Raw genomic sequence first — 22,222 nt, forward strand, 5'->3', positions numbered from 1 at the left:
TGACCGCTTCGATCTTGAATTCTTCGGGGTAACGCTGACGACTCATGGCACCTCCTATTTGGGCCTCATTATGAGGCTTGGAGGTGTCTACGAAACCAGGGGCGATTCAATATCCGACCGGGTAACTGCTAAATCTGACGCATCTGGGAAAGTCCTGCCAAATGGAAATATGGCCGATGCTCATGCGGAAATCGGTGTGATACAGCAGGCATATGCTGCTGGGAAGACTATGGGAGCAAGCATGGAGCTTACTGTCTCTGGCAAAGCGGTTTGTGGCTATTGCCGAGGAGATATAGCTGCGATGGCAGAGAAGTCTGGACTCACTTCTCTTACAGTTAAAGAAGCTGCAACCGGTAAGACTCTATACTGGCAGCCTGGAATGCGCGCTTTGAGAGAGCAGGATTAGAAGATGAAATTTTCTCTATCATGGGTTGTTGGGTTCGGAAGTGAGTGCCACGGAGGGAGAGCTAAAGAACCGTCCTGGAGTGATGTTGAGCTTCATCTGAGAGAAGTATGTGAGGTGTCTGGCTCTGTTACTTTAGAAGCTGTGAATCTTAATGGATTTGAGCTGTTGAGCTTGCAGGTTGTTGCAGATGATGGGGTGTTCGCGATGACTTTAGGGGAGGACAATGGCGAGGATTACATTGTTCGGTCTTATCTCGGGGATGGAGACTCAGGAAAGGTAGTTGATATTCTAGGAGATGCTATTGATGCCTCAGCGGTTTGCACTAATTTTGAGACTGTTGTTGATATTTTTAGGATGCTCTTTGAAAAAGGCTGCGTGCCTCGGAACTTAATGGCCTGATTCTTTGGTGCAAAAGGGACTGGTGAAGTTGCTGGGTCGGTAAAAGACTTCTCAGTGGCTGACCGAGTATTTGGTCAACTTAATGATCCCCGAATGGGGCAGCTTGCAGGGAAACTCGATGCGAATGCTCTGCAGAATGCGGCCTGAGCCGTTACCCCACACGCGCGCCCAACAAACCTCGCGAAACCCACCCTGCCAGGCTTATGCGGCTGTATCCCTCTACTCGAAAAACTGTCCACAGAAATGCGGTGAAAATGTTCACAGATTGAGGCTGAATCTGTTGTCGACCCTTTCCCCCAAAGGTATATTTTCGCGCGTCTGATGGCTCAATGCCATGTCGCGTGTTGCGCAGCGTCAGCCTTGGAAAAGGGCTGCACACGCTGCGGGCACTCATCTCGCATTGATCCCTCTCTCACCTCTTTCGCCGTCGTCGACGGCATTTCCCGCCTCGTGCAACCGGGCCCCTGAGGGGATCGTCCGGTAATGGCAATTTCAAGAACGATCAACAGAAGGGCTCTGCGGATGATCGACCCAATCGTGAAGGTGTTGGCTGATATAAGTGTGCGGTCGAAACTGACCCTGGGCTTTGCCCTGGTGTTGCTGCTGACCCTGGTGATCGCCGGAATCGGTTTGGGCGCACTGAGCAGCCTGGGTGAGCGCAGTGCCAAGCTCAGCAGCATCGCCCACATCAACGAAGAGACGCGCGACGTGCGCATCGCGCGGCTGAACTACACCGTCTCCCCGGGCGCTGAGCAGGCTGCGCAAATGGTCAAGGCGATGGATGAGCTCAACCTTCGCATCGAAGCGCTCTCCAGGCAGTTCACCGATCCATACGACTTGCGTTGGATCGAGCAGGCCGAACAGGCCATCGAAGCCTACCGTTCACACTTCCAGGATTACGTCCGTGGCGTGGAGGCGCGCAGCGATGCGCAGACCGTACAGACCCTGGCGGTGCTGGAGTCGGATCTGAAGAGCCTGCTCGAAGCGGCCGGGCAGTTGTCGGACAGCCAATCGCAAAAGCGTGACCATGAAGTGCAGTCGTCCAAGCAGCGGTTGATCTTCGCCGCGGTGCTGGCGCTGGTGTTCGGGGTGCTGGCGGCGTGGCTGATCACCCGTTTGATCGTGCTGCCGTTGAAAGACGCGCTGCAAAGCGCCGAGCGGGTGGCCAATGGTGATTTGAGCCAGGACGTTCCGGTGTCCAGGCGTGATGAGCTGGGCGAACTGCAGGCCAGCATGCAGCGCATGACAGTGAACCTGCGCGACCTGATCGGCGGGCTGCGCGACGGCGTGGTGCAGATCGCCAGCGCCGCCGAAGAGCTGTCGGCGGTCACTGAGCAGACCAGCGCGGGGGTGAGTAGCCAGAAGGTCGAGACGGACCAGGTCGCCACCGCCATGAACCAGATGGCCTCGACCGTGCAGGATGTCGCGCGCAGTGCCGAGGAGGCTTCCAATGCAGCGGTCAACGCAGGCCATGAAGCGCGGGAAAGCGATACGGTGGTGAATCAGGCCATCGAGCAGATCACCCATCTGGATGTCGAGGTGGGGCATTCGACAGAGGCGATGGCCGGGCTCAAGCGAGAAAGCGACAAGATCGGCACGGTGCTGGATGTGATCAAGTCGGTCGCCCAGCAGACCAACCTGCTGGCCTTGAACGCTGCCATCGAAGCGGCGCGGGCGGGGGAGGCTGGTCGCGGGTTCGCGGTGGTGGCCGATGAGGTGCGCAGCCTGGCACAGCGCACCCAGAGCTCCACCGAGGAAATCGAAGAGTTGATCAGTGGTCTGCATCGTGGCACGCAGCAGGTCGGTGACATCCTCGAGCGCAGCCGCGCACTGACCAGTAACAGTGTCGAGCTGACGCGCCGGGCCGGCACCTCGCTGCTGAATATCAGTCGGTCGGTGGCGACCATCGAATCGATGAACCTGCAGATCGCCACGGCCTCGGAGCAACAGAGCGCCGTGGCCGAGGAAATCAACCGCAGCGTGCTCAATGTGCGTGAAGTGTCCGAGCAGACGGCCGCGGCCAGCGAGGAAACCGCCGCTTCCAGCGTCAAGCTGGCGCAATTGGGCGGTGAGCTGCAGTTGCTGGTGGGCAAATTCAAGCTTTGACCTGTGGATGACTCGGCGCTGCGCTGTCGTTGAATCAAGCCCCTGAAGTGTGTGCCTCAGGGGCTTTGCATTGAATGGACGCGCGGGCAGTACGGGGTTGGCGCCGGTCGTGCCGCGTATCGTATAAGATATCCACACCGTATTGCCTCTGGATGCCGCCGTGCCGATCCTGCCCCGCAAAGCCCCCAATCTGGGTGTCACGCCCTCGACCTCCGAAATCATCGCCGAGCATCTGCGCGAGGCGATCATTTCCGGGCATTTGGCCGAAGGCGAGCCGGTGCGTCAGGACGACATCGCCCAAGCGTTCAACGTCAGCAAGATCCCGGTGCGCGAAGCGCTCAAGCGCCTGGAGGCTGAAGGGCTGGTGGATTTTCACCGCAACCGGGGCGCCTTGGTGACCAAGATTTCCGAGCCTGAGCTGGCGCAGATGTTCGAGGTGCGTGTGCTGCTGGAGGTCAAGGCCATCCGCCTGGCGGTGCCGAACATGACCGAAGAGACGTTCCAGAAAGCGGAAGGGATCTGCGCCGAGTTCATTGGTGAGGATGACATCGGCCGCTGGGCCGAACTCAACTGGGCGCTGCATGCGTGTCTTTACGAGCCTGCGCAAAGGCCGTTTCTGGTGGGCTTGATCCGCTCGATCCACGACAAGGTCGAACGTTACCTGCGGATGCAGATGAGCCTGTCTGCCGGCAAGGAGCGCGCCGATCACGAACACCGGGACATCGTCGCCGCCTGCCGAAACCGCGACGCTGATCTGGCCGCGCAGTTGATCGAAGCGCACATCAACGGCGTCTGCCAAAGCCTCTACGAGCACTTGCCTCATCGCTGAGCATCCCACCGGCAGGTGATCCTTTCTGTGGCATCGCTAGCCGCGTTGCTTCCTCCCGTAACAGTCCCCCGGGCCAGTCCGGCCCTATGGGGCATCTTCCGTTTTCCCCCATAGCCCTTTAAACGCGCGACCTGCGCAGCTTTGCCTGGAGCAGGGCGAAACGCTGGCCTCATTCTTGCTCGGATAAAATCGTATACGAAATACGATATAACAAAAATGGGTGATCCATCTCCAGTTAGCTGGGGCGGGGCGCCGAGCACGAACGATCAACGGAGCGGAACATCGATGACCTCTACGACCTCTGTGGCATCCAAAACGCTTGACCGTACGGCGGACCATGCGCCCGCCGGTATCAAACGCGTCGTGGCCGCCGCCATGGCCGGCGCTGTGGCGGAGTGGTACGAATTCTTCCTTTATGGCACGGCGTCGGCCCTGGTCTTTGGCCAGTTGTTCTTCCGTCAGACCGGCAGCGCGATGGATGGCATCATCGCGGCCTTCGCCCTGTATGCCGTGGGCTTTCTGGCACGGCCCATCGGCGGCTTGGTGTTCGGCCACTACGGCGACAAGCTGGGGCGCAAACACTTGCTGCAGATCAGCCTGGTGGTGGTGGGCATCACGACCTTCCTGATGGGCTGCTTGCCCACCTTCGAAAAGATCGGCTATGCCGCACCGGTGCTGCTGGTACTGCTGCGGCTGATCCAGGGCTTTGCTTTCGGTGGCGAATGGGGCGGGGCGGTGTTGCTGGTGTCCGAGCACAGCCCGGACAACCGTCGGGGTTACTGGGCCAGTTGGCCCCAAGCGGGCGTTCCGGCCGGCAACCTGATCGCCACGGTCATCCTGCTGATCCTGTCCTCGAGCCTCTCGGAGGCGCAGTTCCTCGAGTGGGGGTGGCGTGTGGCGTTCTGGTTCTCCGCCGTGGTGGTCCTGATCGGCTACTGGATCCGCAAGCGGGTGGATGATGCGCCGATCTTCAAGGAGGCCCAGGCCCGCCAGCAACATGTCGCGCAGGCCCAGCTCGGAGTTGTCGAAGTGCTGACCAAGCACTGGCGCGCAGTGTTGATCGGCATCGGTGCGCGCTTTGCCGAGAACATCCTTTATTACACCGTGGTGACCTTCTCCATCACCTACCTCAAGCTCGTGGTGCACAAGGACACCTCGCAGATCCTGCTGCTGATGTTCGGCGCGCACCTGCTGCACTTCTTCATGATTCCGGCGATGGGGTACCTCTCGGACATCATCGGGCGCAAGCCGGTGTACCTGATCGGGGCGGTGCTGACCGGATTCTGGGGCTTCGTTGGCTTCCCGATGATGGACACCGGCAATGAGTGGCTGATCATGGCCGCGATCACCCTGGGCCTGGCCATCGAGTCCATGACCTACGCGCCTTACTCGGCGCTGATGGCGGAGTTGTTCCCGACCCATGTTCGCTACACGGCTTTGTCGCTGTGCTATCAGGTGGCGCCGATCCTGGCGGGGTCGCTGGCGCCGCTGATCGCGGTCACCTTGCTCAAGGAATACAACAGCTCGACGCCGATTGCCTGGTACCTGGTGGGGGCTGCGCTGATCTCGATCGTCGCGGTGGCCGCGACCCGGGAGACCCGCGGCAAGTCGCTGCGGGCGGTGGATGAGGAGTTGGCCAAACGCTGAGACACTGGGGGCTGCAAAGCAGCCCCCGACTTCAGAACCGATCCAAACGGTAAGGCGCAAGCGCAGGCAAATACCCAGCCCCAGCGGGCACCGATCCGGTCATGGAGGCGACCAGTTCGGCAGTGATCGCCGCCTGGGTGAGCCCCAGGTGCTGGTGACCGAAGGCGAGCAACACTTTGCCGTCGCAGGCTTGGTCGATCACCGGCAGCGAGTCGGGCAGGGAAGGACGAAAGCCCATCCAGGTACTCGCCGCGTCTATGTTCAGCGCTTTCTTGAACAGCCCCTGGGTCAGCCGATGCAGTTGCCAGGCCCGCTGCATGTTCGGCGCCCGCTCGAGCCCAGCGAACTCCACGGTGCCGGCCAGGCGCAGGCCGCCTTGCATGGGCGTCATGATGAAACGACGCTCCAGCGAGGTGACAGCCAAGGGCAGGCGGTCGTGCTCGTTGGGCAGCATCAGGTGATAGCCGCGTTCGGTGTCCAGCGGCACGCTCTTGCCGGTCAGTTGCTGGGTGAGCTTGGCGGAGTGGGCACCGCAGGCGATCAGCACTTTTCGCGCACTGACCTCGCCATGGTCGGTTCGCAGCACGACGCCGTCCTGATGCACACGCCCCCCGTCGACGCGTTGACGGGCGAAATGAACACCGCTGTCCTGGGCCGCTTTTACCAAGGCATTCACCACCACGTGGGGGTCGATGAAATGACCGGTCGCGGGGAAGAATAACGCGCCCTGGATCGATTCGGACAATTGCGGCGCCGCCTGTCGTACGGCATTGGCGTCCCAGAAATCGACGGGCACGCCCTGGGCCTGCATCTTCTGCTTGAGCGCATCGATGGCAGTGCGCGACTCGGGACGCTCGAACACCAGCAGGGAGCCGTCTTCCTTGAGCAACTGCGTATTGTCGGTGGAGGTCAGCAGACGCCGCCAGGCATCCAGGCTCGCTTCGTTGAGGGCGCGCAGGGCGGTGACGCTGTTGCGGTAGGGGCGTTGACGCAAGTTCAGCAGCAAGCGTGTGAACCAGGGCAGGGCCTTGGGCAGGTAACGCCAGTCCAGGCGCAGGGGGCCCATCGGGTCCATCAGCATGGCCGGCAGGCGCTTGAGAATGGACACGTCAGCGATGGGGAAGACCTGTTCGGTGGCCAGGTGGCCGGCGTTGCCGAACGATGCGCCTTGGCCTGGCTCATCCCGGTCGAGCACCAGCACCCGATGGCCCTGGCGCGAGAGGGCCAGGGCGCAGGCCACGCCTACGATGCCGGCGCCGATCACGGCGATGTCATAGACGTCGTGACCGTTACGGTGAAGTTCGTCTGAAAGCATCTGCTCAAACCTCGATGATCGTAGATTTTATACAATTGTTATGTTCAGACCGCGCCCTGGCGCAGAAGCTCAGGGCAAGGGGTCAGTGGTTCAGGCTGTTTTCCAGGACCGCGACGATGCCCTCGCAGGCTTCGCGGATGTGGCGATCCAGCAGGCGGCAGGCCGCCTCGATGTCTTTGTTGCGGGCATGTTCCAGCAGTTCGCGGTGCTCTTTTTCGGCTTTCTGGATTTCCCGCGTGTAGAGCAGTTGCATGCGGATGTAGCGATCGCACTTGGTATTGAGGTGCGTGATCATCGCCAGGGTTTCCGGCAGCTGGGCTGGCGAATACAAGGCGGTGTGGAAGGCGAAGTTCAGCTCGCTCCAGTTGTCGATGTCGCTGCCTGAATCCAGTGCGGCATCGTATTGGTCCAGCAGGCGCTCTGCGCGGTCGAGTTCGCTTGGCGTCAGTTTCGGGATGGCCTGCTCCAGGGCTCTGCATTCGAGCAGTACGCGCAGGTCGAACAGCTCGCGAATGGTGGCGGTGGAGAGCTCGGTGGTGAATGCGCCCCGGTGCGGGTGGAACTGCACCAGCCCTTCGGCCTCGAGGGCCAGCAGTGCCTCGCGCACGGGGATCCGGCTGACGTCGTAGTCCCGCGCGAGCGCGTCCTGACGCAACTGGGTGGCGCCTTTGAACTCACCGCTGAGGATGCGTTTGCGAAGATCGTCCGCTACGTGCTGGGCACGTGTCTTGAAGCTAGCCATAGTACTGTTCGAGAACCCGATTGGAATTTGCATATTGTATGCAAAGGGCAAAAGCGCATCCACCGACGTGCTGTAGGTGGATGCGCCATTGCCGGTCAGCTTACCCGCTGGCCATTGACCAGACGGCTGAGGTTCAGCGGGTTGCCCTGCTTGATGGCCGTTGGCAGGAGGCTGTCCGGGAAGTTCTGGTAGCACACCGGGCGCAGGAAACGCAGGATCGCCGCGGTGCCCACCGAGGTGCTGCGGGCATCGGAGGTGGCCGGGAACGGGCCGCCGTGGACCATCGCATCGCACACTTCCACGCCGGTCGGCCAGCCATTGATCAGGATGCGTCCAGCCTTGCGCTCCAGAGTGGGCAGCAGCGTGGCGACGGCGTCGGTATCGGCATCGTCCATGTGCACGGTGGCGGTGAGCTGGCCTTCGAGCTGCTCGGCCACTTGCCTGGCCTGGGCCAGGTCGTCGCATTCGACGATCAGCGAGGACGAGCCGAATACCTCGGCCTGCAGAGCGTGGTCACGCATGAAGTCATGGGCAGTGGTCACGAACAGGTGCGATTGGCATTGGTTGTGGCCTTCGCTCTCGACGCCTTTGGCTTGCAGGCGTGCACTGGCATTGGCTGCCAGGGCTTGGACACCATTGCTATAGGCCTTGTAGATACCAGGCGTGAGCATGGTCTGGGTCGGGCTCTTGGCGATGGCGGCGCTGGCGGTGGCGATGAAGTTGTCCAGGGCTGGGCCTTTGACGGCGATCACCAGGCCAGGGTTGGTGCAGAACTGGCCGGCGCCCTGGTTGAGGGAGGCGACGAAACCTTCGGCGAGCGCGGCGCCACGGTTGGCCAGCGCCGACTCGAACAGGAACACCGGGTTGATCGAGCTCATTTCGGCATACACCGGGATGGGCTCGCGGCGTGCCTGGGCGGCCTGGGTCAGGGCTACGCCACCACTGCGCGAACCGGTGAAGCCGACGGCCTTGATGCGTGGGTCGTTGACCAGGCCAATGCCGATTTCGGTGCCCGAGCCATACAGCAGCGAGAACACACCCTCGGGCAGCGCGCAGTCCTGAACGGCCTGCTGGATGGCGCGGCCAACCAGTTCGCTGGTGCCTGGGTGGGCGCTGTGGGCCTTGACGATCACCGGGCATCCGGCGGCGAAGGCCGAGGCGGTATCACCACCGGCCACCGAGAAGGCCAGGGGGAAGTTGCTGGCGCCGAACACCGCCACCGGGCCCAGGGCGACATGACGCTGGCGCAAGTCCGGACGCGGCAGCGGCTGGCGCTCGGGCAGCGCTTCGTCCACGCGCACATCCAGCCATTCGCCGGCACGGACGGTGCGGGCGAAAGTGCGCAGCTGGAAGCAGGTGCGACCGATCTCACCCTGGATGCGTGCTTGTGGCAGCCCGCTTTCGGCCACGGCGCGCTGGACCAGCGTGTCGCCGAGGGCTTCGATGTTCTGGGCGATGCGCTCGAGGAACGCGGCACGTGCTTCAAGCGAGGTGTCGCGATAACGGTCGAAGGCATCCCAGGCCAGGCCGCAGGCGAGCTCGACATGCTCACGGCTGCCGCCATGGTAGGCCGGTTCGAGCGGCTGGTTGGTGGCGGGATTGATAGCATGGACCGCGGCTTGCGTGCCGGCGACGGCGCGTTGGCCGATCAGCAGGTTACCTGAAAGACTCATGGGGCTCTCCTGAGGTCGGAAAAGACAGGTTCCCGCGCCAGGCGGGAAGAGGAGGGCGGCGCGCCAAGAGGGGCGCGCCGCCTCAGGGAGGTGACGCGGGGCGGGATCAGACCAGGTTGTTTTCGACCGACCAGCTGGCGTACCAGCGGCGGAACTGGGCGTACTGGTTTTCCGCGTAACGGCGCTGGCTGTCGCTCAGGACGTCGGTTTCGTTGAAGTGCAGGGTGTATTCCTTGTCGCCGTTCAGGACCATCAGATGCTTGTAGTACAGCACCAGGTCCACGCCTTCATCGAAGGACGACAGGATCGCCAGCGCGCCTTCGAGCTCCAGGGCCAGGCGACGGGCCTTGGCGTCACCGACCGCGGCTTCCTTGCACAGCTTGATCAGCAGCAGCACTTCGCGTGGCAGGGCGTTGCCGATGCCGGTGATGGCGCCGGTGGCGTTGCACTTGACGAAGCCGTGGAAGACCTGGGTGTCGACGCCGGCCATCAGGGTGACTTCTTCATCCTTGGAGGTGATGAACTCAGCGGCGTAGCTCATGGCGGCCGCGCCACCGAACTCCTTGAAGCCGATCAGGTTCGGGTGTTCGCGGCGCAGTTCGAAGAACAGGTCGGCGCGGGTGGCGAAGCCGTAGTGAGGGCTGTTGTAGATCACCGCCGGCAGGTTCGGGGCGGCATTGAGGATGGCCTTGAAGTGTTCCTTCTGGGCCGGGATGGACGAGCCGCGGGACAGTACACGCGGGATGACCATCAGGCCGTGGGCACCGACCTTGGCGGCGTGGGCGGCATGGGAGACGGCTTCACGGGAGTTGACCGCGCCGGTGCCGACGATGGTTGGGATGCCGGCGGCGACCAGGCGGGCCACGCCTTCCTGGCGCTCGGCTTCGGTCAGCAGCGGCCAATCCCCCATCGAGCCGCAGTACACCACGGCGCTCATGCCGATATCGATCAGCTCGCGGCCCTTTTTCACCAGCGCGTCGAAGTCTGGCTTGCGGTCCGGGGTGCAGGGGGTCATCAGGGCAGGAATGCAGCCAGTGAAGATATTGTCAGTCATTGTGGGCTCCTTGAAGCATTCATTCAGGTCGGTCGTGAAGGTGTACGCGCCGCGAGCGACGCGTGTGGTGGTTACTGGCAGATGCCCCAGGCGAAGGGGTCCTGCTCGTCGATCAGCAATTGGCTGTCGGCGGTGACATGGGCGCGGCCGGTGATGGAAGGGCGGATGCGTTCGCCTTCCTGTTCATAACGGCCTTCGAAGCGGCTGCCGGTGATGCTGGCCTGGACCCAGGTCTGGCCGGGGGCGAGCTTGCCGTCGGCGGCCAGGCACGCGAGCTTGGCGCTGGTGCCGGTGCCGCAAGGGGAGCGGTCATAGGCCTTGCCGGGGCACATCACGAAGTTGCGGCTGTCGGCCTGCGGGTCAGCGGCGAACAGTTCGACGTGATCGATCACGCCGCCGTCCTCACCGAAGATGCCGTTGGCTTCCAGCGCCTGGAGAATCGCCCAGGTGTAGGCCGTCAGCGCTTCGACGTTGCCGAGCTCCAGCACTTGGCCGTGGTCGGACACCAGGAAGAACCAGTTGCCGCCCCAGGCGATGTCGCCACGTACTTCGCCGTAGCCAGGCACTTGCACCGGGACGTCGTGGCGATAACGGTAGGCCGGCACGTTGCGCACGGTGACGGCGCCGTCGGCGTGCAGGGTGGCGTTGACCGGGCCGACGGGGGTGTCGATCTTGTGCTCGCCTGGCGCGATCATCCCCAGGTGATGCAGCGAGGCGACCAGGCCGATGGTGCCGTGGCCGCACATGCCCAGGTAACCGGTGTTGTTGAAGAAGATGACGCCGCAAGTGGCATCGGCGGAAACGGGCTCGCAGTACAGGGCGCCGACCAGCACGTCGTTGCCACGCGGCTCGAGCAGGGTTGCCCGGCGCCATTGGTCATGCTCGTTGCGCAGCGCGTCGCGCATCTGGCTCATGGTCTGGCCGGCGACGGCAGGGAAGCCGCTCATGACCAGGCGGGTGGGTTCACCGCCAGTGTGGGAGTCGATGACGTGGATGCTTTTCATTGAAATTATGGATCCTCTGAACGCATCAGCCGGTGGGCTGGGGTGGGCGGATTGAAGATTTTATACAATGTAGATTTTATACAATCAAGCCTCTCGTGCATTTCCCTCGCGATGATCGAACCGGCGGGAGCGGGTTTGTCCGCGAAGGCGGCGGTGAATTCAGCCCACTATGCGCGGGTGAATCCGCTCCCACACAGACGTGCCAAATCCAGGCGTCATGGGGTTCTTGAGGCGATCAGCTGCGTGTCGCCTGGCGGTACTGGCGTGGCGTGAAGCCAGTCATGGTTTTGAACTGGCGCGAGAACGCGCTGTGATCGGTGTAGCCGCAGCGCAGGGCGATCTCGGTGATCGGAAGGTCCGCGCGCAGCAACAGGTGCGCCTGTTCGAGGCGCGCCTTGTGGATCATCTGGCGGGGCGTCAGGTGGAAGATGCGCTTGCAGTACCGTTCCAACTGCGCCACCGAGAGGCCGGCGACGTCAGTCAGGTCATCGAGGGTGATGGGCCGGTGATAGTGCTCACGAATGTAGGTATCCACCGCCGACAGCCGCTGATAGGCCGGGTGGGCCTGGGCGGCCGACTGCAGGTCGACGGAAATGCCGATCAGCCCCATCACCTCGCCGCGGCGGTTGAGAATCGGCCGCTTGTGGGTCAGGCACCAGCCCGGTTCCTGGCTGCCATACAGGTGCACCTCCAGTTGGTCCTGCAGCACCAGGCCGCCCTCCAGGACGCGACGGTCCTGCTCGGTATAGCCCGGCCCGAGCTGCGCGGGAAAGACTTGTGCACTGGTGCGCCCGAGCAGGGGAGCGAGGGATTTCAGGCCGCAGCGCTCGACCAAGGTGCGGTTGGCCATCAGGTACCGGGCCTGGGCGTCCTTCACGAAGATCACCGCATTGGGGATGGCGTCGAGCATGGGCTGCATCAGCGAGATGCAGGCCATCAGTTCCTTCATGTCTTTCGGCCGATGGGCGGTGAGGCCTTCGCTGAAGGTGGAAAAGTGCTGCTCGGGCATGGCGCGGGTCCTGAAGGGGCGAAGGCGCCCTGGGGCGCTTTCGACAGGGGCTGTGATTGCCGTTCAGGATGCCTCGGGGCGTGGCCCCTGCGTCAAGTCGTGGACGCAAACTGTGCAGAAATCGTCATCAACGCTGATGAAAACCATCAAGCAATTGTTGCCGCGACCAGTCCAACCTAAAAAAGACAGAGCGTGCCAGACACCTCGTCGAACCCTGCGATCCACTGGCGGCCATAGACCACCCGCCTGTCTGGGACGCGGTTCGGTAACCCATCGCTGAAAACAGAGCGCCGCTCACCGGACACCCGCTGATCGCGCATTCTCGAATCGAGAGGCTGCAACTTCACCGCCCAAGCACACTGATCTCCAACACAGTTTCTGCCTATTTCAATAATCCACAAAAAAGGGCTTAGCTATGTCAGGCCAAGGTAAATTCAAGAAACAACTGTCGCTGATGGACTTGACGTTCATCGGCCTGGGCGCCATTTTCGGCTCCGGTTGGCTGTTCGCCGCCAGCCATGTGTCGGCCATCGCAGGCCCGGCGGGCATCATTTCCTGGTTGATCGGCGGCTTCGCCGTGCTGCTGCTGGGCATCGTCTACTGCGAATTGGGCGCCGCCTTGCCGCGCGCCGGTGGCGTGGTGCGCTACCCGGTGTTCTCCCACGGGCCCTTGCTGGGCTACCTGATGGGCTTCATCACCATCATCGCGTTCTCGAGCCTGGTGGCGATCGAAGTGGTCGCCTCGCGTCAGTACGCTGCGGCCTGGTTTCCGCAGCTGACCCATCCGGGTACTAATGACGCGACCCTGGCCGGCTGGCTGGTGCAGTTCGCCCTTTTGTGCCTGTTCTTCGTGGTCAACTACCGCAGCGTCAAGACCTTTGCCAAGGCCAACAACCTGATCAGCACGTTCAAGTTCATCGTGCCGCTGCTGGTCATCGTTGTGCTCTACAGCTTCTTCCGCCCGGAAAACCTCGAGGTCCAGGGCTTTGCCCCGTTCGGTATGTCCGGCATCGAAATGGCTGTCTCCGGCGGTGGCATCATCTTCGCGTACCTGGGGCTGACGCCGATCATCTCGGTGGCCAGTGAAGTGCGTAACCCGCAACGTACCATTCCGATTGCGCTGATTCTCTCGGTGCTGTTGTCCACAGCCATCTATGTGCTGCTGCAAGTGGCGTTCCTGGGCAGTGTGCCGACCGAGATGTTGGCCAATGGCTGGGGCCTGATCAACAAGGAATTCTCGCTGCCCTACCGCGACATCGCCGTCGCCTTGGGCGTGGGCTGGCTGGCATACCTGGTGGTCGCCGATGCGGTGATCTCGCCGAGCGGCTGCGGCAACATCTACATGAACGCCACACCACGGGTCATCTACGGTTGGGCGCGCACCGGCACCTTCTTCAAGGTATTCACCCGCATCGACGAGAAGTCCGGCATCCCGCGCCCTGCGCTGTGGCTGACCTTCGGCCTGTCGATCTTCTGGACCCTGCCGTTCCCCTCCTGGGAAGCGCTGATCAACGTGGTGTCGGCCGCGCTGGTGCTGAGCTATGCGGTCGCCCCGGTCTCGGTCGCCGCCCTGCGCCGCAGCGCGCCAGACCTGGAGCGCCCGTTCCGCGTCAAGGCCATGGGTGTGCTGGGCCCGGTGTCGTTCATCATCGCCTCGTTGATCGTCTACTGGTCGGGCTGGAGCACGGTGTCCTGGCTGCTCAGCCTGCAGATCCTGATGTTCGTCGTCTATCTGCTGGCCGGCCGCTTCGTGCCCACCGAGCACCTGTCGCTCAAGCAGCAAGTGCGTTCGTCGCTGTGGCTGGTGGGCTTCTACGCGATGATCATCGTGTTCTCCAAGCTCGGCAGTTTCGGCGGAATCGGCGTGCTGGCCCATCCGTTGGACAACGTCGTCGTTGGCCTGTGCTCCCTCGGCATCTACTACTGGGGCGCACGCACCGGCGTACCAGCACACCTGCTGCGCCTGGATGCCGATGAAGAGGAAGAACAACCGACCGTCCAGCCAACCACTAAAGGATTCACCACCGCCCACGCCCGCTGAGTCGCAGGTCGACTCCGCCACGCCTGGCATTTTCACGCACGCACCGCGGCAGCCTTGGGCTGCCGCGGTCGCATTCAGGGAGTAACAGCAAATGAATGACAGTGTCCACATGTCCCTCGAAGAGGTCCGTGCGCTGGCCGTCAGCGCACTGCTGGCCAACGGTATGTCCGACGCCCATGCCCAGGTCATCGCCGATGTGATCACCCAGGGCCAGCGCGACGAGTGCCATTCCCATGGCCTGTACCGGGTGCTGGTGTGCGTGCGCTCGCTGCGGTCCGGCAAGGTCGACCCGGCGGTGCTGCCGACGGTTCATGACAGTGGGCCTTCGATCGTCAAGGTCGACGCCCATCGGGGTTACTCGCTGCTGGCCTTCCAGACCGGCCTTCCTGTGCTGGTGGAAAAGGCCCGCCAGCAGGGGATCGCGGCCCTGGTGATTCGCAACTGCTTCCACTTCTCGGCGTTGTGGCCTGAGGTGGAGGCCATCGCCGCCCACGGGCTGGTCGGCATGGCGATGACGCCCAGCCACAGCTGGGTGGCGCCGGCAGGGGGCAAACGGGGCGTGTTCGGCACCAACCCGTTGGCGTTCGCCTGGCCGCGTCCGCATGGCGAGCCGTTCGTGTTCGACTTTGCCACCAGCGCGATCGCCCGGGGCGATATCGAACTGCATGCGCGCGAGGGCAAGCCGATTCCCGATGGTTGGGCTCTGAACAGTGATGGCCAGCCGACCAACGACGCCAGTGCTGCGTTGGCCGGCGCCATGCAGACCTTCGGTGGGCACAAGGGATCGGCCCTGGCGGCAATGATCGAGCTGCTGGCAGGTGCATTGATCGGCGATATGACCAGCCTCGAATCCATGGCCTTCGATGACGGTGCCGGTGCCACGCCGTGCCATGGCGAGCTGCTGCTGGCGTTCGACCCCAAGGCGTTTCTCGGCGAAGACCTCGAGGCCGGCTTGCTGCGAGCGGAGCACTTGTTCGCCGCCATCACCGATCAGGGCGCACGCTTGCCCTCCCAGCGACGTTTCAGTGCCCGCAAGCGTTCAGTGAGCGAAGGTGTCTGGGTGAATCGACAAGTCGTCGAGGACATTCGCCGCTTACTGTGAAGAGGGACTCTCGCCTCACGTGAGCACCATTAAACTCTGGTTGCATGCGCAAGTAACGTTCGAATAGTTGTTTTAGTCGAACGTGACTTGCGTTGCTGTTTGCGTGGATGTTCAGTTAAAAACAATCCAACTGGATAAGTGTGCGTGAGCTGCGCCGAGAAACTTGCCGCTTCTTGTTTTGAAGCAATGAAAATGGCGTTTATTTTTTTTGACAATGTGGTTAATATCGCGGCGCCATCAGTACGATGGTGAATTATAAATTAAAGGATTTAGTAATGAAAAAGCTGATCAAAGCCACCGCCGCTGTTGCTGTCATTTCGGGCGTGGCCCTGCTCTCCGGCTGCACCGGCCAAGTCTACAACCAGCCAAAGAACTGCTCGTACGACTACCTGTTCCACCCATCGGTTTCCATTTCCAAAGTTATCGGCGGTTGCGGCCCGATCGACAAGCTGCCACAGCAGCAGTAATTTTGGATGTACGGATTACACCTCGATTGGGTGTAATCAAAACCCCCTCTCTTAATGGAGCAGGGGGTTTTTTATTGCCAGCGCACATCAAGTAGTGGCGTTATGATATTGGTTGCGCTCGGGCCATCGCAACTTAGGGTCTGTATGAAAAGTCTTGAGACGAAGGTCAGGCAAGGCGAAAACAGCCGAGGAAGCGCAGTTTACGGGTTGTAAATGAGCATTCCGAGGCTGTTTTCAACGTAGCATCACCGAGTATCAAGGCTTTTCATACAGAGCCTAGAGCGCAACTTATCTAAGCCAGGGACTTGGCCATCTCGGCGGTGGCCTGCCAGCCCTGCGCTTCATATACCGGCCGGCCAACTTCTGTGGCGTGCAGCACGCCAAAGCCGATTCCCCGCGTGACGAACTCGGCCTCGGCCAGTTGCATCAAGGCCGACGCCAACCCCCGCCGCCGGTAGGCAGGCTCGACGAACACATTGAGTACATAACCGCGTTGATCTTGGCTCGGATGAGCAGGATGGGGCGGCCAGTCGATGCTCATCAGGCCAATCGCCGCCGCAGTGATCGCCCCGTCCATCAAGGCGAACCCGTAGTAACGCCCATCGGTCAGGCGCGGCAGCAGCCATGGCCGAAAGTGTTCGGTCATCACACGCAGTTGCGTCGGATCCCCGCCAGCCTCCAGGAACATCCGTTCTCGGTGTTCGCAGATCATCGCGTGGTCGTCCAGTTCCAGCCTGCGAGGTGTCAGGCCCGAGAAATCGATGTCGCCGGGAAATTCATTCATGCGCTGCACTCCGATGGAGTGACCGATGCTAGTGCAGGCCGGTGGCGCGCGTTAGTGACAGATCCGTTGGAAACGGGCCATACAGTGCGTTGGACCTGGATGAGCGCGATATCAGCCCCAGCCGATGGCTACAGCATCAACCGCCGGCTGAACTTGGTTTCCATGACGATATGCGAGGCGGTGTGCGCCACGCCCTTGATCATGTTGATGCGGGTGAGCTCGGCGTTGAGCTCGCCCAAGGTGTGGGTGGCCAGGTGGATGATGAAGTCTGTCTCGCCCGACACGGCGTACACCGCCTGGACCGCCTCCATCTTGCGCAAGGACGTCATCACATCGGTGTAGCTCTTGTTGGTGCAGGAGGTCATGGTGAAGCAGTTGATGGTCTGCTGCAGCTTGTCCTGGTCGATGCGCACGCTGTAGCCGGTGATCACACCGGCTTTTTCCAGGCGAGCGATGCGCTCCTGCACCGCCGAACGCGAGACGCCGAGCTTACGTGCCAGCGAGGCGGTGGGCTCGCGCGCGTTGGCTTGCAGCAGCGCGAGCAATTGCCGGTCTTTTTCGGTCAGGCTGAACAATGAACCGGGGGTGTGCGCATCCATGGACGAGGGCCTTGATCAGGGTGTCAGTACTTGATGGCCCGCCGTTGCGACCGCGCCTCCTGGAATTTGTCCATCAGCTTGAGGCCGGCATAGACCGTCTGTGCCGCCGCAGGGCCGAAGGGGCCACCATTCCATTCCAGGCCATAGGCATCGAACAGGCGGTAGCGGTCCGTTTCGCCGCAGATGGCCTCGGCGACCACGCGCGCTCCGACAGGTGCAGTGTTCATACCATGGCCCCCAAACGATGCACAAGACCACCGCCCCGCGCCCAACGGGCCGATGTGCGGCATTTTGTGGCGGGCGTAGCCCATCAGGCCCGACCAGGCCTTTTCGATCTTCAGACCGCGCAGTTGTGGGTAGACAGCGAGGATGTCCTGGGTCAGCAGTTGCCCCAGGCGCTTTTCATCCTGCAAGTTGCGCGTGGTGATGTGTCCGCCCCAGAGCAGACGATCGCCATCGACGATGCGGTAGTAGTCCGAGGCGCGGCGATTGTCTCCGACTGCATCGGTGGTGCGAATCACGTCCGCGAGGCGCTCGCCTAGGCGTTCGGTCAGCACCACGTAGGTGGCAATCGGCAGGAAGGCGCGACGCAGCGGGCCGAACTCTGGGCCGCCATAGCCGCCGCAGCAGTACACCACCTCAGCGCATTCGACGCTGCCCTGCGCGGTGATCACCTGATGGCGCCCGGCGCGGCTATCGACCCGTACCATCGGCGACTGCTCATGGATCCTGCCACCTTTTAGCTCAATCAGCTCGGCCAGGCCCAGGCAATAGTTCAGAGGATGGAAATGAAAACCATGGCTGTCGCGCAGCCCCTGGAAGTACCGGTCGGTGTTGAGTTTGTCGCGGATCGCCCGGGTGTCCAGGTACTCCATTTCAAAGCCGAACTCGCGCGCCAGACGGTCGCGTTGGCGCTGGAGGTTGTCGCCGTCCTCATAGCGCACCACGCTGAGCTTGCCGGTGGTGGGCGCGCAACCGGGTAGCCCGTGGTGGGCGATCATCGCTCGCACGATGTCTACGCCTTCGAGCGAGAGGCGGAACAACGCCCCGGCCGTGTGGGTACCGCAGCGTCGTTCGATGGCCGACAGGCCTTCCGACCAGCCCTGCAGTACGAAGCCGCCGTTGCGACCGGAGGCGCCCCAGGCCACCCGGGCCGCCTCCAACAGCACCACCGAGCGCCCTCGGGCAAGCAGCTCCCAGGCCGTGCTCAGGCCCGCCAAGCCGCCACCGATGATGCACACATCGGCCCGTGCCTTGCCCGCCAGTGCCGGGCGCGAGGGGGCAGGGCGCATGGTGGCGGTGTAGTAGTTGTTGGTGTAGCTGGACATCGGGTCGGTCATCCTTTTTTCGGGGCGCAGGCGGGCCATGCGCCCTTCGTGATGAAGGGCGTGGGCCAGGCAGTCAGGGGGTTACTGGACGCGGGTAAGGTCGGTGCCGTACCACTTCTCGGAGAGCTGCTTGAGCGTGCCGTCCGACTTCATGTCGGCGATGATCTTGGCCAACTGGGCATTGAAAGCCTCATCACCTTTGTCCACGGCAATGGCCAGGGGCTCGTAGTAGGCCGGCTTGCCCTCCACCGGCACGATCGGATACCCGTGCTTGATGGCCCCCATCACCGTGGGCAGAGCGGACAGCGTGGCATCCAGGCGCGTGCCGTTGCCCATGCGCAGGTCGTCGAGTGGGCCCATGCTGTCGCCATAGGTCTGCACGTCGCCGGGCTCGACGCTGTAGCTGAACGGCGGCACGTCTGCGGCGTCGATCTTCAGCCGGCGACTGATGTAGTCCTCGGAGGTTGTGCCCGCTTCGACACCGATGGTCTTGCCGTTGAGGTCGGAGACTTGGGTACCGGCGGCGTCTTTGTGCACAGCGAAGACGTATGGGGTGTAGTAGTAGATGGCAGGGAAGTCGAGCACTCGGCCACGCTCGGTGGTCGGTGTCATGGAGCCGACCGACAGGTCCCAGCGGCTGGACCAGTGCCCCGCGGTGATGATGCCGTACTCCGGCGTGACGAAAGTCACCCTGCTGCCGATGCGGCGGCCGATCTCGTTGGCCACATCGATGTCGAAACCTTTCAAGGTGTTGTCCTCGCCCAGGAATGACTGGGGCGGCCAGTTCGCGGCGGTGGCCACTTTCAGGACCTTGCTTTGCTGGATTCGGTCCAGGGTCGCGCCTGCCCAGGCGGCGCAGGTGGTGATCGACAAGGCGCTGGCGACGGCTGCGGCAGCGAAGATACGAGCAACTGAGGTCATCGGTACGTCTCCGGTTACACGGTGGTGGGTGTCGAATGCGTGTGGTAGCAAGACTTGCTTTCAGTGGCTGAGGATCTGCGAGAGGAACTCCCGGGCCCGCGCATGCTGGGGGTTGTCGAAGAAGTCGTTGGGCTTGGCCTGCTCGATGATGCGGCCTTGGTCCATGAAGATGATCCGGTCGGCGACCTTGCGGGCGAACCCCATCTCGTGAGTCACGCAGAGCATCGTGATGCCGTCTTGGGCCAGCTCGCCCATGACGTCGAGTACTTCCTTGACCATTTCCGGGTCCAGCGCCGAGGTGGGCTCGTCGAACAGCATGATGCGTGGGCGCATGCACAGGGCGCGGGCGATGGCGACGCGCTGCTGTTGGCCGCCGGACAGCTGACCGGGGAATTTGTCGGCTTGGCTCTTGATACGTACCCGATCGAGGTATTCGTAGGCCAGCGCGCGAGCCTGGGCCTCGCTGAGCTTGCTCACCAGCCGCGGGCCGAGCATCAGGTTTTCCAGCACGGTCAGATGCGGGAACAGGTTGAACTGCTGGAACACCATGCCGACCTGGCGGCGGATCCCGGCCACGCTATCGGCGCTGCGGGTCAACGGGACGCCGGCGATGAGCACCTGGCCTTTCTGGAAGTCCTCGAGCAGGTTCAGGCAGCGGATCAAAGTGGACTTGCCCGATCCCGAAGGGCCGCAGACGACCACGATTTCTCCGCTGGCGATCTCCAGGTCGATGCCTTTGAGCACATGGAAGTCGCCGTACCATTTTTGCAGGTCACGGATCGAGACCGCAGCGTGTGGCGCCGCGCAGGCGAAAGCTTGGTTCATCGTGATGCTCCTTGTTCAGCGGTGGGCGCGGTCGAAGCGTTTTTCGAGGCGGGCCTGGACGGTCTCCAGGACAATCGACAGCAGCCAATAGAGCACGGCGGCGGTGATGAGCATTTCCAGGTGGCGGAACTCGGCACGCCCCTGGGTGCGAGCCAGGAACATCAGCTCCCAGACACCGATCACCGAGACCAGCGAGCTGTCCTTGAGCATCGAGATGAACTGGTTGCCGGTCGGCGGAATGATCAGGCGCATCGACTGCGGCAGGATCACTCGGCTCATGGTCTGCCAGGGTGTCAGACCGATGGCCCGCGAGGCTTCCCACTGGCCCCGCGGGATGCTGCTGATGCCGGCGCGGAAGATTTCGGTCATGTAGGCGCCGTAGCACAGCGACAGCGCCAGGACCCCGGCGGGCACCGCGCCGACCACGTAGCCGAGCTGTGGAATGCCCAGGTAGATCAGGTAGATCTGGATCAACAGCGGCACGCCGCGGAAGAACGACGTGTAGAAACTGGCGATAGCAATGGCGAAGCCGTTGGCGGACAACCGCGCCGTGGCGCCCAGCAGGGCCAGGACGAACGCGATGGCGATAGACAGGGTGGAAACATAGACGGTGGTGAACACCCCTTGGGTGATCATGTAGCCGACCTTACTGGCGATGAAGCTGTAAGACAGGTTGAAGGTGTCGAAGAACAGCAAGAACAGCACCAGCAGTTCGCACCAGACCGTGATGATCTGCGCCCGCAACGGGAAGCGTCCGAGGATGAACAGGTTCAGGACCAGTGTGGTGGAGAGGGTGGCCGCCACGGCGATATTGCGCAGCAAAGGGGCTTGCAGGTCGAGCACGATCGGCCCCATGAGCCGGGCCAGGCTGCCTTCACCTACGCCAGAGAAGAGCGCGACGACGAAGATGGCGACAGCGATCGTTCCCATGAACGCGACGTTATCGGTCGCACGCGTTTTGACTATGTGGTCTTTGTACATTGTCTTCGTGCCTCTGCGGGGGGTGAGCCCCTTTGTTGTTGTGGGTCCATTATCGGTTGGCAAAACGCCGGGCGGCACCTTGCGATCTGCATGGGTTTGGGGGTTTTCTTAAGCGTTTGTAGGAGGCATACCCATACAGATGCAGGCGAGCCGGTGAAATCTGCCGGACATGGGGGCAAGCGAAGGCATAGCGTGCCGCAGGTCGGAAATCCGCCAGGAGGCTCAAGAACCGAGCGCGGGCAGCCGATAGATAAAGGCAGAACCCCGCGACTGCGGGGGCGAGCGTGCAACATAAAAAAAAAGAAAAATTACCCAAGGTCTCTGAACATGAACCTGAAATTCCGTCACAAGATTCTGCTCAGTGCCTGTGGCATCGTGGTATTGGCGTTTGCCTTGTTTACCCTCTACAACGACTACCTGCAGCGCAACATCATCCGCCAGAACATCGAATCCTCCGTGCAACAGGCTGGTGCCCTGACCGCCAGCAGTGTGCAGAACTGGATGACCGGACGCATCCTGATACTGGAAAACCTGGCCCAGGACATCGCCCAACAGGGCGCTGGCGAGAATCTGGTGGGGTTGATCGAGCAACCGTCCTACACCAGTAACTTCCTCTTCACCTACCTGGGCCATGCTACCGGCGTCTTCACCCAGCGCCCGGACACGCAGATGCCCGACGGCTATGACCCCCGCCAGCGGCCTTGGTACAACGCGGCAACCAGTGCGGGCCATACAGTGGTCACCGCCCCCTACCAGGGCGCTGTCGGTGGCCTGATGGTCACCATTGCCTCGCCCGTCAAGAGCCGTGCCGACGGCGCCTTGGTCGGGGTGGTCGGGGGTGACCTCACCTTGGACACCTTGGTGAAGATCATCAACTCGGTGGACTTCGGCGGCATCGGCCATGCCTTCCTCGCCGATCGCAGCGGCCAGGTCATCGTCAGCCCCGACAAGGACCAGTTGATGAAAAACCTCAAGGACATCTACCCCGAT

The 22,222-nt window shown here is 62.3% G+C and carries 21 protein-coding genes; 9 read left to right on the plus strand and 12 right to left on the minus strand.

Annotated features, from left to right (window positions below):
• From ACNFCH_RS24955 to abaF, 5 genes are all read left to right on the plus strand, one after another.
• Nucleotides 1–406, plus strand: a 406-nt coding sequence (locus tag ACNFCH_RS24955) for a hypothetical protein (protein WP_416744341.1), incomplete at its 5' end; no start/stop codon positions are given.
• A gap of 3 nt (nucleotides 407–409) precedes the next feature.
• Entirely contained in the window at nucleotides 410–805 is a 396-nt protein-coding gene (locus ACNFCH_RS24960) for a DUF6911 family protein (protein ID WP_416744343.1), read from the plus strand.
• Between the two features lie 522 nt (nucleotides 806–1,327).
• Nucleotides 1,328–2,911, plus strand: a complete 1,584-nt coding sequence (locus tag ACNFCH_RS24965) for a methyl-accepting chemotaxis protein (RefSeq protein WP_416744345.1) — start codon at nucleotides 1,328–1,330, stop codon at nucleotides 2,909–2,911.
• Between the two features lie 169 nt (nucleotides 2,912–3,080).
• A complete protein-coding gene (locus tag ACNFCH_RS24970; protein ID WP_070094388.1) occupies nucleotides 3,081–3,740 on the plus strand; it encodes a GntR family transcriptional regulator in 660 nt (219 codons plus the stop codon).
• A 285-nt stretch (nucleotides 3,741–4,025) separates the two neighbouring features.
• The gene (abaF, locus tag ACNFCH_RS24975; protein WP_070094378.1) at nucleotides 4,026–5,387 is read left to right on the plus strand and encodes a fosfomycin efflux MFS transporter AbaF; all 1,362 of its coding nucleotides are present in this window, start codon (nucleotides 4,026–4,028) and stop codon (nucleotides 5,385–5,387) included.
• Nucleotides 5,388–5,418: 31 nt separating this feature from the next.
• Here abaF and ACNFCH_RS24980 read toward each other — a convergent pair whose 3' ends face one another.
• The 6 genes from ACNFCH_RS24980 to ACNFCH_RS25005 all read right to left on the minus strand — a co-directional run bounded on the left by ACNFCH_RS24980 (nucleotide 5,419) and on the right by ACNFCH_RS25005 (nucleotide 12,124).
• Entirely contained in the window at nucleotides 5,419–6,702 is a 1,284-nt protein-coding gene (locus ACNFCH_RS24980) for an NAD(P)/FAD-dependent oxidoreductase (RefSeq protein WP_416744347.1), read from the minus strand.
• Nucleotides 6,703–6,784: 82 nt separating this feature from the next.
• Nucleotides 6,785–7,444 carry a GntR family transcriptional regulator gene (locus ACNFCH_RS24985; protein WP_070094376.1) on the minus strand — a complete coding sequence of 220 codons (660 nt, stop codon included), beginning with the start codon at nucleotides 7,442–7,444 and terminating at the stop codon, nucleotides 6,785–6,787.
• 95 nt (nucleotides 7,445–7,539) lie between these two features.
• Entirely contained in the window at nucleotides 7,540–9,117 is a 1,578-nt protein-coding gene (locus ACNFCH_RS24990; protein ID WP_337160350.1) for an aldehyde dehydrogenase (NADP(+)), read from the minus strand.
• 106 nt (nucleotides 9,118–9,223) lie between these two features.
• Nucleotides 9,224–10,171 (minus strand): dihydrodipicolinate synthase family protein, encoded by a 948-nt coding sequence (locus ACNFCH_RS24995; RefSeq protein WP_070094374.1) that lies wholly within the window; start codon nucleotides 10,169–10,171, stop codon nucleotides 9,224–9,226.
• 71 nt (nucleotides 10,172–10,242) lie between these two features.
• Nucleotides 10,243–11,175: a 4-hydroxyproline epimerase gene (locus ACNFCH_RS25000; protein ID WP_416744350.1), complete on the minus strand. Its 933-nt coding sequence runs from the start codon at nucleotides 11,173–11,175 to the stop codon at nucleotides 10,243–10,245.
• Nucleotides 11,176–11,410: 235 nt separating this feature from the next.
• The gene (locus ACNFCH_RS25005; protein ID WP_372340653.1) at nucleotides 11,411–12,124 is read right to left on the minus strand and encodes a helix-turn-helix domain-containing protein; all 714 of its coding nucleotides are present in this window, start codon (nucleotides 12,122–12,124) and stop codon (nucleotides 11,411–11,413) included.
• Nucleotides 12,125–12,599: 475 nt separating this feature from the next.
• On the opposite strand from ACNFCH_RS25005, the gene ACNFCH_RS25010 reads away from it, so the two are divergent.
• The 3 genes from ACNFCH_RS25010 (at nucleotide 12,600) to ACNFCH_RS25020 (ending at nucleotide 15,794) form a co-directional block, all read left to right on the plus strand.
• Nucleotides 12,600–14,225, plus strand: coding sequence for an APC family permease (locus ACNFCH_RS25010; protein WP_337160347.1), 1,626 nt, complete (start codon nucleotides 12,600–12,602; stop codon nucleotides 14,223–14,225).
• A gap of 91 nt (nucleotides 14,226–14,316) precedes the next feature.
• Complete coding sequence (locus tag ACNFCH_RS25015; RefSeq protein WP_337160346.1) at nucleotides 14,317–15,327, plus strand: Ldh family oxidoreductase; 1,011 nt, start codon at nucleotides 14,317–14,319, stop codon at nucleotides 15,325–15,327.
• A gap of 275 nt (nucleotides 15,328–15,602) precedes the next feature.
• Nucleotides 15,603–15,794, plus strand: a complete 192-nt coding sequence (locus ACNFCH_RS25020; protein ID WP_043214725.1) for a YhfL family protein — start codon at nucleotides 15,603–15,605, stop codon at nucleotides 15,792–15,794.
• A gap of 292 nt (nucleotides 15,795–16,086) precedes the next feature.
• On the opposite strand, the gene ACNFCH_RS25025 is transcribed toward ACNFCH_RS25020, so the two are convergent.
• The 6 genes from ACNFCH_RS25025 to ACNFCH_RS25050 form a co-directional block, all read right to left on the minus strand.
• Entirely contained in the window at nucleotides 16,087–16,578 is a 492-nt protein-coding gene (locus ACNFCH_RS25025) for a GNAT family N-acetyltransferase (protein ID WP_337160345.1), read from the minus strand.
• A gap of 128 nt (nucleotides 16,579–16,706) precedes the next feature.
• A complete protein-coding gene (locus ACNFCH_RS25030) occupies nucleotides 16,707–17,177 on the minus strand; it encodes an Lrp/AsnC family transcriptional regulator (protein ID WP_337160344.1) in 471 nt (156 codons plus the stop codon).
• A gap of 23 nt (nucleotides 17,178–17,200) precedes the next feature.
• Nucleotides 17,201–18,505 carry an FAD-binding oxidoreductase gene (locus ACNFCH_RS25035; RefSeq protein ID WP_337160352.1) on the minus strand — a complete coding sequence of 435 codons (1,305 nt, stop codon included), beginning with the start codon at nucleotides 18,503–18,505 and terminating at the stop codon, nucleotides 17,201–17,203.
• A gap of 81 nt (nucleotides 18,506–18,586) precedes the next feature.
• Entirely contained in the window at nucleotides 18,587–19,426 is an 840-nt protein-coding gene (locus tag ACNFCH_RS25040; protein ID WP_337160343.1) for a transporter substrate-binding domain-containing protein, read from the minus strand.
• A 60-nt stretch (nucleotides 19,427–19,486) separates the two neighbouring features.
• Nucleotides 19,487–20,251, minus strand: coding sequence for an amino acid ABC transporter ATP-binding protein (locus ACNFCH_RS25045; protein ID WP_337160342.1), 765 nt, complete (start codon nucleotides 20,249–20,251; stop codon nucleotides 19,487–19,489).
• 15 nt (nucleotides 20,252–20,266) lie between these two features.
• Nucleotides 20,267–21,232 (minus strand): amino acid ABC transporter permease, encoded by a 966-nt coding sequence (locus tag ACNFCH_RS25050; protein WP_337160341.1) that lies wholly within the window; start codon nucleotides 21,230–21,232, stop codon nucleotides 20,267–20,269.
• Nucleotides 21,233–21,559: 327 nt separating this feature from the next.
• Between ACNFCH_RS25050 and ACNFCH_RS25055 the strand changes: the two genes are divergently transcribed.
• Nucleotides 21,560–22,222: cache domain-containing protein (locus ACNFCH_RS25055; RefSeq protein WP_416744355.1), on the plus strand; the 663-nt coding region annotated here is incomplete at its 3' end.

The sequence above is a fragment of the Pseudomonas sp. NY15354 genome, assembly GCF_048068075.1.
Lineage (GTDB): Bacteria > Pseudomonadota > Gammaproteobacteria > Pseudomonadales > Pseudomonadaceae > Aquipseudomonas > Aquipseudomonas guariconensis_C.

Bases quoted from the DNA above. Each gene is read 5' to 3' on its own strand.
- ACNFCH_RS24960 (WP_416744343.1), top strand. From the start codon at position 410: ATGAAATTTTCTCTATCATGGGTTGTTGGGTTCGGAAGTGAGTGCCAC.
- ACNFCH_RS24965 (WP_416744345.1), top strand. From the start codon at position 1,328: ATGATCGACCCAATCGTGAAGGTGTTGGCTGATATAAGTGTGCGGTCG.
- abaF (WP_070094378.1), top strand. From the start codon at position 4,026: ATGACCTCTACGACCTCTGTGGCATCCAAAACGCTTGACCGTACGGCG.
- ACNFCH_RS24980 (WP_416744347.1), bottom strand. From the start codon at position 6,702: ATGCTTTCAGACGAACTTCACCGTAACGGTCACGACGTCTATGACATC.
- ACNFCH_RS24985 (WP_070094376.1), bottom strand. From the start codon at position 7,444: ATGGCTAGCTTCAAGACACGTGCCCAGCACGTAGCGGACGATCTTCGC.
- ACNFCH_RS24990 (WP_337160350.1), bottom strand. From the start codon at position 9,117: ATGAGTCTTTCAGGTAACCTGCTGATCGGCCAACGCGCCGTCGCCGGC.
- ACNFCH_RS24995 (WP_070094374.1), bottom strand. From the start codon at position 10,171: ATGACTGACAATATCTTCACTGGCTGCATTCCTGCCCTGATGACCCCC.
- ACNFCH_RS25000 (WP_416744350.1), bottom strand. From the start codon at position 11,175: ATGAAAAGCATCCACGTCATCGACTCCCACACTGGCGGTGAACCCACC.
- ACNFCH_RS25005 (WP_372340653.1), bottom strand. From the start codon at position 12,124: ATGAAGGAACTGATGGCCTGCATCTCGCTGATGCAGCCCATGCTCGAC.
- ACNFCH_RS25010 (WP_337160347.1), top strand. From the start codon at position 12,600: ATGTCAGGCCAAGGTAAATTCAAGAAACAACTGTCGCTGATGGACTTG.
- ACNFCH_RS25015 (WP_337160346.1), top strand. From the start codon at position 14,317: ATGAATGACAGTGTCCACATGTCCCTCGAAGAGGTCCGTGCGCTGGCC.
- ACNFCH_RS25020 (WP_043214725.1), top strand. From the start codon at position 15,603: ATGAAAAAGCTGATCAAAGCCACCGCCGCTGTTGCTGTCATTTCGGGC.
- ACNFCH_RS25025 (WP_337160345.1), bottom strand. From the start codon at position 16,578: ATGAATGAATTTCCCGGCGACATCGATTTCTCGGGCCTGACACCTCGC.
- ACNFCH_RS25030 (WP_337160344.1), bottom strand. From the start codon at position 17,177: ATGGATGCGCACACCCCCGGTTCATTGTTCAGCCTGACCGAAAAAGAC.
- ACNFCH_RS25035 (WP_337160352.1), bottom strand. From the start codon at position 18,505: ATGTCCAGCTACACCAACAACTACTACACCGCCACCATGCGCCCTGCC.
- ACNFCH_RS25040 (WP_337160343.1), bottom strand. From the start codon at position 19,426: ATGACCTCAGTTGCTCGTATCTTCGCTGCCGCAGCCGTCGCCAGCGCC.
- ACNFCH_RS25045 (WP_337160342.1), bottom strand. From the start codon at position 20,251: ATGAACCAAGCTTTCGCCTGCGCGGCGCCACACGCTGCGGTCTCGATC.
- ACNFCH_RS25050 (WP_337160341.1), bottom strand. From the start codon at position 21,232: ATGTACAAAGACCACATAGTCAAAACGCGTGCGACCGATAACGTCGCG.